Genomic DNA, 9720 nt, shown 5'->3' with positions numbered 1-9720 from the left:
CGCGTCATCACACCACCGGCGTCAGCAGCGGGCGCCCGGTGCGCCATGCCTCCAGATTGCTCAGCACCAGATCGGCCATGGCATGGCGGGTGGAAACGGTGGCCGAGCCGATGTGCGGCGTGACCACCACGTTGGAGCGGCTCAGCAGCGCCAGCGGCACCCGCGGCTCGTTCTCGAACACGTCCAGCCCCGCCCCGGCAATGCGCCCCTCGATCAGCGCATCGATCAGGGCGTGCTCGTCCACCAGCGATCCGCGGGCAATGTTGATCAGCACGCCGGAAGGGCCGAGCGCATCGAGCACCGCCTGATCGGCCAGATGCCGGGTGGAAACGGTGGCCGGCGCGCACAGAATGAGCACGTCGCAGGCCCGCGCCAGTTCCAGCGGCGTGCGGAAATAGCCATAAGGCACATCGGCCTTCTGGTGCGGCCCGCTGTAGGAAATGCGGCCGCCGAAGCCCTCCAGCCGCCGCGCCACCGCCCGCCCGATGCGACCGAGGCCGACAAGGCCATAATGCCGTCCCGAAGCCGGAACCGTCAGCGCAAACGCGCCGTTGTGCCAGCGGCCGTCGCGCACGAAGCGGTCGGCGGCGGCAATGCGGCGGATCACCGACAGCATCAGCCCCACGGCAAGGTCGGCCACGTCGTCGGTCAGCACGTCCGGCGTGTTGGTGATGCGGATACCGCGGCGGCGGGCCTGATCCAGATCGAGGCGGTCGTAACCGACCGCGTTGGCGGCAACGATCTCCAGCGCCGGCAGGCGGGCCATCACCTCTCCGGCAAAGCCGCTGCCGCCGGCGACCACGGCGCGGATGCGCGGCGCGACATCGCGGTAAAACGCCACCGGATCCTTCACCGCATCGAGGCGGTGGACCGTGAAACGCGCCGCCAGAGCGTCATCGAGATAGCTGCCCTGCGGGGCAGCCAGCAGCAGGTCGATATCCATCTTGCCTCCCGCCCGGGCCGGCGGGCATCCGGCCCGCGGGGCTCTTCATGCACCGTCGCGCCGCGTGTCCGGGGCGCGCGGCTTTTTGTCAAAATCACGTCCGCCGTTGCCTGACAAGGGCGATAACCGCAGATACAACAATTGCGCACCGCTGCCGCACGGCAGCAGGACAACGACGCGAGGGAGGCCTGCCATGGATTTCGTCCGCATCGGAAACGTGGTGCTGCACCATGCCGTGAGCGGACCGGAAGGCGCCCCGGCCATCGTGCTCGTCAACGCGCTCGGCAGCGATTTCCGGATCTGGTCCACGGTCGCCCCGCACCTTGCGACCCGCCACCGCGTGATCGTCTGCGACAAGCGCGGCCATGGCCTGTCGGACTGCCCGCCCGGCCCGTGGAGCATCGACGATCATGTCGACGACCTGCTCGGCCTGCTCGACCATCTCGGTATCCGCCGGGTGCTGGCGGTGGGGCTGTCCGTGGGCGGTCTGGTGGTGCAGCGTCTTTACCAGCGCGCACCGCAGCGCGTGGCCGGCCTCGTGCTGGCCTGCACCGCCGCGCGCATCGGCACCGAAGAGGTGTGGAACGCCCGCATTGCCGAGGTGGAGGCCGGCGGCGTCGCGCCGCTGGTGGCCAATGTGCTGACGCGCTGGTTCTCGCCCGCCTTCCGCGCCCGCCACCCGGATGCGGTGGCCGGCTGGGGCAACATGGTGGCCCGCACGCCGGCCGCCGGCTATGCCGCCACCTGCGCGGCGCTGCGCGATGCCGATTACCGCGCCGCCGCCGCCGAAATCGCCGTGCCGGTGCTGTGCATCGCCGGCGATCAGGACGGCTCGACCCCGGCCGAGGTGGTGGCCGCCACGGCCGCCCTCATTCCCGGTGCCCGGCTGGAGATCCTTGCGGGCGCGGCCCACATGGCCGGCATCGAGCAGGGCCCGCACGTCGCCGGCCTCATCGCCGCCCATGCCGTGGCCTGCAACCATGCCGGCGGCTGGGGCGATGCCATCTGAGCGCCGCCCGCCGCTGTCTCAGCGACAGCCGAGACGGCGGGCAACGGCCTTTTCGATTTCCACCACCACCAGCACCGCGGCCGCGATCGCCACCACGATCAGCCCCTCGGCCGGGTCCGGAGCGCGGCTGCCGAAAATCGCGTTCATCGCCGGCAGGTGCGTGAAGGCAACCTGCGCCAGCAGCGTCACGACCACACCGGCGGAAACCGCCCGCGGCCCGGCAAGCGCGGCCGGCGACAGGCCGCTGCCCGGCACGTGGCGCACCGAATAAAGATAGACGATTTCGATGGCGACGATGGTGTTGACCACCATGGTCTGCGCCGTCGGCACGTCCAGCCCGGCGCGGCGCGACAGTTCATAGGCCACGAACGCCCCCCCGGCCATCAGCAGCGAAACGAACAGCACCCGGAAGGCCAGCCGGCCGGAGAGGATCTGCCCCTGCGCCGCGCGCGGCGCGCGCTGCATGGTGCCGGGCTCGGTGCGCTCGAAAGCCAGCGTCAGGCCGAGGGCGACCGCCGTCACCATGTTGACCCACAGGATCTGAATCGGCGTGATCGGCATCGTCACGCCGAGCAGCAGGGCCGCCACCACCACGAAGCCCTCGCCGGCATTGGTCGGCAGCGTCCAGGCAATGACCTTGGTGAGGTTGTCGAACACCGTTCGCCCCTCGCGCACCGCGGCAACGATGGTGGCGAAGTTATCGTCGGCGAGGATCATCTCGCTCGCCTCCTTTGCCGCCTCCGAGCCCTTGGCGCCCATGGCCACGCCGACATCCGCCCGCTTCAGCGCCGGTGCGTCGTTCACGCCGTCGCCGGTCATGGCAATGATCGCCCCGTCCGACTGCAGCGCCTCCACCAGACGCAGCTTGTGCTCCGGCGTGGTGCGCGCGAACACGCTGGCCGCCCGCGCGCCGGCCGCGAACGCGCCCGGATCGAGGCGATCGAGATCCTGCCCGGTCAGCACGCGCGGATCGTCGGCCAGCCCCAGCCGCATCGCCACGGCCCGCGCGGTGGCGGCGTGGTCGCCGGTGATCATCTTGATGGCGATGCCCGCCGCCCGGCATTCAGCCACCGCGGCAACGGCCTCCGGCCGCGGCGGATCGATGAGGCCGACAAGGCCGAGAAGCGTGGCACGGCCCTGCAGATCGGCCGGCGCCAGCCGGCTGCCCGGCCGCGGCGCCGGGGCACGGGCCAGCGCGATGACCCGCTCGCCGCCGGCGGCAAGCCGCTCCACAGCGGCCAGCCAGAAGGCCGGATCGGTCGCCACCGGCCCGTCCGGCCCCAGCGCCGCCGGGCACATCTGCAGCACCCGCTCGGGCGCGCCCTTGATGAACACCACCGCGCCGCCGGCGCCGTCGTCGTGGCAGGTAGCCATGTAGCGGTGGCGGGTCTCGAAGGGAATTTCGTCGCGCCGCCGGTGCCGGCCGCGGCCGGCCGCGGGGTCCAGCCCCGCCTTCAGCGCCAGCACCACCAGCGCGCCTTCCATCGGATCGCCGTCCACCACGGGACCGGTGCCGGCGGTGCGCAGCCCGGCATCGTTGCACACGAGCCCGGCGAGGCAGAGCGGCCCCAGCACCGGATCGGCCGCCGCGGGCACCGGCCGGCCGGCCGCGTCGCAGATATCGCCCGCCGGCTCATAACCGCTGCCGGAGACGGTGAAGCAGCCCGCCACCGTCACCACGTCGGCGACCGTCATCTCGTTGCGCGTCAGCGTCCCGGTCTTGTCGGTGCAGATCACGGAGACCGCACCCAGCGTTTCCACCGCCGGCAACCGGCGGATGATGGCGTTGTGCCGCGCCATGCGGCGCACGCCGACCGCAAGCGCAATGGTCATGACCGCCGGCAGCCCTTCCGGGATGGCCGCCACAGCCAGGCCGACCACGGCCATGAACACCTCGTCCAGCCCGTGGCGCCCGCTCAGCGCCGCCCACGCGAACACCAGCACCGAGACCGCGAACACCGCCAGCGTCACCTGCCGGGCGAAATGATCCATCTGCCGCACCAGCGGCGTGCGCAGCGGCTCCACCGCGCCGATCAGCGTGCCGATGCGGCCGAGTTCGGTCGCCGCCCCCGTGGCCACGGCCACGCTGCTGCCCTGTCCGGCCGCCACGAAGGTGCCGGAATAGGCCATGGAACTGCGCTCGCCCAGCACGGCACCGGCGGCCACCGCGGCAGCCGCCTTCTCGACCGGAACGGATTCGCCCGTCAGCACCGCCTCGTCGATCCGCAGCTGGCTCGCCCGGATCAGGCGCACGTCGGCGGGCACCCGGTCGCCGGCCTCCAGCAGAACGATGTCGCCCGGCACCACCGCCTCGGCCGTCACCGTCAGCCGCTGGCCGCCGCGCACCACCGATGCCGCCGGCGCCACCATGGCACGGATGCCATCGAGCGCCCGTTCCGCCCGCCCCTCCTGAACGAAGCCGATGATCGCATTGAGCACCACCACGGCCAGCACCACCGCGGCATCGGAAAAATGCCCGATGCCGATCGCCAGCGCTGCAGCCGCCAGCAGGGCATAAATCAGCAGGTTGTTGAACTGCGCCAGAAACCGCCGCAGCGGCCCGCGCGCGGCCTGCGCCGGCAGGCGGTTCGGCCCCCAGCGGTCCAGACGGCGGCCGGCTTCGGCGGCATCGAGCCCGGTCGGTGCCGAGGCCAGCCGCTCCAGCACCCGGTGGGCGGGCTCGCTGTGCCATGGCTCGGCAATCTCCGGTCGCAGGGTCTTTGCAGCCGGCGGCGCGCCGGCCGCAGAACCCGCAGGCTCCCGCGCGGATGGTTCCATGGTCGGGCCCTCTCCTCGCTCGCCGCCGGCCACCCCGGCGGCCGGCTGCCCGGCCATGGTGCATGGGGCACACATCGCGTCCTTGCGCCCCGCCGGGTCTTCACGAGATCGTGATGACCCGGCGGAGAGGCGCGCACCCGGTCAGGCTGCCTGCCGGTTCTGGCGGTGCTCGATCAGGTCGGCGACGACGCCGGGGTCGGCGAGCGTGGAGATGTCGCCAAGCTGCTCGTAATGATCCTCGGCTATCTTGCGCAGGATGCGGCGCATGATCTTGCCGGACCGGGTTTTCGGCAGGCCGGGGGCAAACTGGATGAGGTCCGGCGAGGCAATGGGGCCGATCTCGCGGCGCACCCACGCCACCAGTTCGCGCCGCAGCGCCTCGCAGCCGTCCACCCCGGTCATCAGCGTCACATAGGCATAGATGCCCTGCCCCTTGATATCGTGCGGGAAGCCGACAACGGCGGCCTCCGACACCTTGGGGTGGGAGGCGAGCGCCGACTCGATTTCCGCCGTGCCCATGCGATGGCCGGAAACATTGAGCACGTCGTCGACGCGACCGGTGATCCAGTAATAGCCGTCGGCATCGCGCCGGCAGCCGTCGCCGGTGAAATAGGTGCCCTTGTAGGTGGAGAAATAGCTTTCCACGAAGCGCTTGTGGTCGCCCCACAGCGTGCGCATCTGCCCCGGCCAGGAATCGGTGATGACGAGATTGCCCTCCGCCGCCCCGTCGAGCGCGTTGCCCTCGTGGTCCAGCAGCGCCGGCTGCACGCCGAAGAACGGCCGCGTGGCCGAGCCCGGCTTCAGCGGCGTGGCCCCCGGCAGCGGCGTGATGAGAATGCCGCCGGTCTCGGTCTGCCACCAGGTGTCGACGATCGGGCAGCGGTCCTCGCCCACCACCCGGTGATACCAGTTCCAGGCCTCCGGATTGATCGGCTCCCCGACCGAACCGAGCAGGCGCAGGCTGGCACGCGAGGCAGCCTTCACCGGCTCGTCGCCCGCCGCCATCAGCGCGCGGATCGCCGTCGGCGCGGTGTAGAAGATCGAGACCCGGTGCCGGTCGATCACCTGCCACAGCCGGCCGTTGTCGGGATAGGTGGGAATGCCCTCGAACATCAGCGTGGTCGCGCCGTTGGCAAGCGGGCCGTAGACGATGTAGGAATGCCCCGTCACCCAGCCGACATCGGCCGTGCACCAGTAGATATCGCCGGGCTGGTAGTCGAAGATGTAATGATGCGTCATCGACGCATAGACCAGATAGCCGCCGGTCGTGTGCAGCACGCCCTTCGGTGTGCCGGTCGAACCGGAGGTGTACAGAATGAACAGCGGATCCTCCGCGTTCATCTCCTCCGCCGGGCATTCCGCCGGAACGGCCGCCGCCTCCGTGTCGTAATAAAGATCGCGCCCCGGCTCCATGGCGATGTCGCCGCCGGTGCGGCGCACCACCAGAACCGTGCGCACCGGCGCCGCGCCATCGCTGCCGAGCCGGGCAAGGGCGGCATCGACATTGGCCTTCAGCGGCACGCGGCGGCCGCCGCGCATGCTCTCGTCGGCGGTGACGACCACCTGCGAGCCGCAATCCGCGATGCGACCGGCCAGCGCATCCGGCGAGAAGCCGCCGAACACCACCGAATGAATGGCCCCGATGCGCGCGCAGGCGAGCATCGCAAAGGCCGCTTCCGGGATCATCGGCAGATAGAGCGTCACCCGGTCGCCGCGCTTCACGCCGTGGGCCTTCAGCACGTTGGCAAAGCGGCACACCTCGTCCTTCAGTTCGCGGTAGGTGATCGAACGCCCCTCGGCGGGGTCGTCGCCCTCCCAGATGATGGCCACCTGATCCGGCCGGTCGGCAACGTGACGGTCGACACAGTTCAGGCACGCATTGAGGGTGCCGTCCTCGAACCAGCGGATCGAGACATCGGGGTAGCCGTAGGAGGTGTTCTTGACGATGCTGTAGGGTCGCAGCCAGTCGAGCCGCCGGCCGTGCTCGCCCCAGAAGCTCTCCGGGTCGTCGACCGAATGCCGGTACATCGCCTGATAGCGGTCGGCATCGACATGGGCCCGGGCGGCAAAGGCCGGCGGCACCGCAACGACCGGCTCGAACATCGGCATCGACATCGCTTCCTCCGTGTGCAGTGCCTTGCCGGAGGATCGGACGAAGCGCCGGTCCGGTGGCCCGCATCCCGATTTATTAGGCACGGATTATGGGCGCCCCCGGCCCGCCCGTCCACAGCGGTGCGGGGTGCGCAGCCTTAGCTTTTCGTCGTATCTTGCGCGCAATGAACCCGCCCGGCAAGCGGTTGCAACCCGCCGGTTCCCTCGTCTTCGCAGCCGGGCAGAAACCGGGCCGCTCAGGCGGCCGGCTGGCGAAAGCGCCAGATGCGGGTGTGCTTGATTTCGCTGTCTTCGATGGCGCGCGGCACCGGCACGCGGAACTCCGCCACCGGCTCCAGCTGCTCTTTCGGCAGGTAGGAGCGGCCGGGATCGCCGACCAGAACCACGGTGCCGGCCGCGCACTCGCGCATCAGCCACGCCCCGACGCGCTCCGCCATGGGCTTCTCATAAAACACATCGCCCGCCAGCACGATGTCGAACCGGCCGGGCGCGGCTGCCGTCATGTCCTCACCGGACACGGTCAGGCCGGCCTCGACCCCATTCGCGGCGGCGTTGAGGCGCGCGGCTTCGCGGGCAAAGGGATCGATCTCGGTCGCCAGCACATGGGCGGCCCCGCACTTCAGCGCCGCCACCGCCACGATGCCGGAGCCGGTGGCGAAATCCAGCACCCGGCGGCCGGCCACCAGCGCGGGGTTATCGAGCAGATAGCGCGCCAGCGCCTGCCCACCGGCCCACGCGAACGCCCAGTAGGGCGGCGGCAGGCCCACGGTCTCCAGCACATCCTCGGTGCGGGCCCACAGGTCCATCGCCTCGTCGGCCAGATGCAGGCGCACCTCCGGCACCAGCGAGGGGGCCGTGAGCGTGGTGTTGGCGCGGATGAACCCCGCCGGGTCGCGGGCTGCGAAACGAGCCAGCTCGCTGTCGCCGGCAGGGGCGGCTGTCATGCGGAAAAGGCTCCCGCCGGGGCGCCGGCCATTGCCAGCACCAGCGCCCATTCCGTGTCGCGCACCGGCTGCACGGACAGGCGCGCATATTTCATCAGCGCCATTTCGGCGAGGGCCGGCGTGGCCTTGATGGTTGCCAGCGTGACCGGCTTCGGCAGCGGCGCCACCGCCTTCAGATCCACCATCACGAATTTTCCGGTGGGGTCGGAGGGGTCGGGATAGGCCTCGCGGATCACCTCCACGATGCCGACGATCTCCTTGCCCTCGTTGGAGTGGTAGAAGAAGCCGGTGTCGCCGAGGCGCATGGCCAGCAGGTTGTTCTTGGCGGCGTGGTTGCGCACGCCGTCCCAGTGGGTGCCCTTGCCGGCCGCGGCCACCTGATCGGCCCACGACCACTTGAAGGGCTCGGACTTGTAAAGCCAGTGCGCCATGATCCTGCGTCCCGCGCTCTCCGGCCGGTCAGAGCGTGTTCACCGTCATGCGCCAGGGGCGCACTTCAACTTCCGCAAACACCCCGGCGGCGCGGTAGGGGTCGCCAGCCAGAAGGCTCTCGGCTGCCGCCAGATCGCCGGCTTCGACCACCAGCAGCGAGCCGAGCGGATTTTCGCCCTTCGGGTCCAAGAGCGGGCCGGCCAGACGAATCTGCGCCTTGTTTGCATCGATCCATTCGAGATGGGCCGGACGCGCGGAAAGCCGCGCCGGCAGGGCATCGGGCTTGTCGAAACAGGTAACGGCGAAAAGCATGGGGGAAAAGTCCTGCAGGAAGAAGGAAACGGGGCGCGGCGTGTCGCCGCCTCACGCCCCGGGATCGGCCACGAAACCCGCCGCCTCAATGCCGGCGATGGCGCACGCCTCGTCGTTTTCCGACAGGTCGCCCGACACGCCGACCGCACCGATGACGTGGCCCGCGGCATCGCGGATCAGCACCCCGCCGATGACCGGCACGATGCGCCCGCGCGAGACGCCTTCGAGGCCCAGCATGAAATGCGGCCGCTCCAGCGCCGTGCGGTTGAGCCAGCGGGTGCCCTGCCCCACAGCCAGCGCACCGAACGCCTTGCCGATGGCGATATCGGCGCGCAGCAGCGCCGGGGCATCCTGCCGGGCAAAGGTCTTGAGCTGGCCGCCGGCATCGAGCACGGCAATGGCCACCGGCTTCAGCTTCAGTTCGGCCGCGCGTTCAAAGCCGGCTTCCACCATTCTGGTGGCCGCCGCAAGGGTCAGGTCGGTCATGGAACTCTCCGGAAGACAAGGCGCGGGCGCGCGCGGCCGGCTTGCCGCCGCAGCGCCGCCCGCCGCAAAAATCACTGTTCGTCGGGCTTGCGCGGGGCCGCGCCCGGCGCAATCGCCTCGATCTTCTTCTGCATCTCCGCCAGCTGCCGCTTCATGGCATCGAGCTCGCTGATGCCGCCGGTGCGCGGCTCCTCGGCCGCCGCCGGCGTGCTGCTCGCCGGGCGTGCACCTTCGTTGGCGCCGAACGGCAGGAACATCCGCATTGCCCGTTCGAACATCTCGGTGTTGCGCCGCACCTGATCCTCCAGCGCATCGAAGGCGGTGGCGCCGAAGGCAGACGACAGGTGGTTGCGGAACCGCTCCTGCTCGCGCGACAGCGACGAGATGGAGAAATCGAGATAGCTCGGCACCAGATTCTGCATCGAATCGCCGTAGAAACGGATGAGCTGGCGCAGGAACGAGATCGGCAGCAGATTCTGCCCCTTGCTTTCCTGTTCAAAAATAATCTGCGTCAGCACAGAGCGGGTTATCTCATCGCCCGACTTGGCATCGAAGACAACGAAATCCTCCTCGTTCTTGACCATCTCGGCAAGATCTTCAAGCGTAACATAGGTACTTGTACCCGTGTTATACAGTCGCCGGTTGGCATATTTCTTGATGATCGTGGCCTCGTTGGTCTTTGCCATCGTCGGTCCGTCGCTTTC

General features: G+C 69.9%; 9 protein-coding genes. 1 reads left to right on the top strand and 8 read right to left on the bottom strand.

Annotated elements, in window-relative coordinates:
- Positions 1-7: 7 nt before the first annotated feature.
- Positions 8-943 carry a 2-hydroxyacid dehydrogenase gene (locus tag V7067_RS06360; protein WP_334175043.1) on the bottom strand — a complete coding sequence of 312 codons (936 nt, stop codon included), beginning with the start codon at positions 941-943 and terminating at the stop codon, positions 8-10.
- 193 nt (positions 944-1136) lie between these two features.
- Between V7067_RS06360 and pcaD the strand changes: the two genes are divergently transcribed.
- The gene (pcaD, locus tag V7067_RS06355; protein ID WP_334175042.1) at positions 1137-1952 is read left to right on the top strand and encodes a 3-oxoadipate enol-lactonase; all 816 of its coding nucleotides are present in this window, start codon (positions 1137-1139) and stop codon (positions 1950-1952) included.
- A gap of 18 nt (positions 1953-1970) precedes the next feature.
- Here pcaD and V7067_RS06350 read toward each other — a convergent pair whose 3' ends face one another.
- The 7 genes from V7067_RS06350 to phaR all read right to left on the bottom strand — a co-directional run bounded on the left by V7067_RS06350 (position 1971) and on the right by phaR (position 9702).
- The gene (locus V7067_RS06350; RefSeq protein WP_334175041.1) at positions 1971-4730 is read right to left on the bottom strand and encodes an HAD-IC family P-type ATPase; all 2760 of its coding nucleotides are present in this window, start codon (positions 4728-4730) and stop codon (positions 1971-1973) included.
- A gap of 141 nt (positions 4731-4871) precedes the next feature.
- On the bottom strand, positions 4872-6833 hold the full coding sequence (gene acs, locus V7067_RS06345) for an acetate--CoA ligase (RefSeq protein WP_334175057.1): 1962 nt from the start codon (positions 6831-6833) through the stop codon (positions 4872-4874).
- A 245-nt stretch (positions 6834-7078) separates the two neighbouring features.
- Positions 7079-7786 (bottom strand): methyltransferase, encoded by a 708-nt coding sequence (locus V7067_RS06340; protein WP_334175040.1) that lies wholly within the window; start codon positions 7784-7786, stop codon positions 7079-7081.
- The gene (locus tag V7067_RS06335; protein ID WP_334175039.1) at positions 7783-8217 is read right to left on the bottom strand and encodes an EVE domain-containing protein; all 435 of its coding nucleotides are present in this window, start codon (positions 8215-8217) and stop codon (positions 7783-7785) included. Before V7067_RS06335 ends, V7067_RS06340 begins: the two co-directional genes overlap by 4 nt.
- Positions 8218-8245: 28 nt before the next feature.
- The gene (locus tag V7067_RS06330; RefSeq protein ID WP_334175038.1) at positions 8246-8530 is read right to left on the bottom strand and encodes a YciI family protein; all 285 of its coding nucleotides are present in this window, start codon (positions 8528-8530) and stop codon (positions 8246-8248) included.
- Positions 8531-8581: 51 nt separating this feature from the next.
- The gene (locus tag V7067_RS06325; RefSeq protein WP_334175037.1) at positions 8582-9016 is read right to left on the bottom strand and encodes a heme-binding protein; all 435 of its coding nucleotides are present in this window, start codon (positions 9014-9016) and stop codon (positions 8582-8584) included.
- A 71-nt stretch (positions 9017-9087) separates the two neighbouring features.
- Entirely contained in the window at positions 9088-9702 is a 615-nt protein-coding gene (gene phaR / locus V7067_RS06320; protein ID WP_334175056.1) for a polyhydroxyalkanoate synthesis repressor PhaR, read from the bottom strand.
- Positions 9703-9720 lie beyond the last annotated feature (18 nt).

Origin of the sequence: Pseudoxanthobacter sp., from assembly GCF_036822375.1 — a bacterium.
Classification (GTDB): domain Bacteria; phylum Pseudomonadota; class Alphaproteobacteria; order Rhizobiales; family Segnochrobactraceae; genus Pseudoxanthobacter.
This window is presented reverse-complemented; position numbering and strand designations above follow the sequence as displayed.

Bases quoted from the DNA above. Each gene is read 5' to 3' on its own strand.
- V7067_RS06350 (WP_334175041.1), bottom strand. From the start codon at position 4,730: ATGGAACCATCCGCGCGGGAGCCTGCGGGTTCTGCGGCCGGCGCGCCG.
- V7067_RS06340 (WP_334175040.1), bottom strand. From the start codon at position 7,786: ATGACAGCCGCCCCTGCCGGCGACAGCGAGCTGGCTCGTTTCGCAGCC.
- phaR (WP_334175056.1), bottom strand. From the start codon at position 9,702: ATGGCAAAGACCAACGAGGCCACGATCATCAAGAAATATGCCAACCGG.
- V7067_RS06335 (WP_334175039.1), bottom strand. From the start codon at position 8,217: ATGGCGCACTGGCTTTACAAGTCCGAGCCCTTCAAGTGGTCGTGGGCC.
- V7067_RS06360 (WP_334175043.1), bottom strand. From the start codon at position 943: ATGGATATCGACCTGCTGCTGGCTGCCCCGCAGGGCAGCTATCTCGAT.
- pcaD (WP_334175042.1), top strand. From the start codon at position 1,137: ATGGATTTCGTCCGCATCGGAAACGTGGTGCTGCACCATGCCGTGAGC.
- V7067_RS06325 (WP_334175037.1), bottom strand. From the start codon at position 9,016: ATGACCGACCTGACCCTTGCGGCGGCCACCAGAATGGTGGAAGCCGGC.
- acs (WP_334175057.1), bottom strand. From the start codon at position 6,833: ATGTTCGAGCCGGTCGTTGCGGTGCCGCCGGCCTTTGCCGCCCGGGCC.
- V7067_RS06330 (WP_334175038.1), bottom strand. From the start codon at position 8,530: ATGCTTTTCGCCGTTACCTGTTTCGACAAGCCCGATGCCCTGCCGGCG.